This window comes from Paraburkholderia sp. J67 (genome assembly GCF_905220265.1).
In the GTDB taxonomy this organism is placed as follows: Bacteria; Pseudomonadota; Gammaproteobacteria; order Burkholderiales; family Burkholderiaceae; genus Paraburkholderia.
Genome location: NZ_CAJMZK010000137.1, coordinates 1 through 266 on the forward strand (window position 1 = coordinate 1; position 266 = coordinate 266).

The window sequence follows — 266 nt, forward strand, 5'->3', positions numbered from 1 at the left end:
CTCCGGCAACCGCAGCGGGCAAAAACGTCACGCCGCGTATCGCCGCAAAGCTGGACGTCGCGCAGATCAGCGACATCACGGCAGTGAATAGCGCCGATACGTTCGAGCGCCCGATCTACGCTGGCAACGCCATCGCAACGGTGCAATCGGCTGATCCGGTCAAGGTCATCACCGTCCGCACGACGGCATTCGACGCAGTCGCGGCAGAAGGCGGCAGCGCAGCCGTCGAAACGCTGGAAGCTGCGGCAGACAACGGCAAGACAGCG

1 pseudogene is annotated in these 266 nt (G+C 64.3%); it reads left to right on the forward strand.

Annotation, left to right across the window (positions count from 1 at the left end):
* Positions 1-266: pseudogene (locus U5782_RS41505) on the forward strand (electron transfer flavoprotein subunit alpha/FixB family protein); the annotation flags it as partial.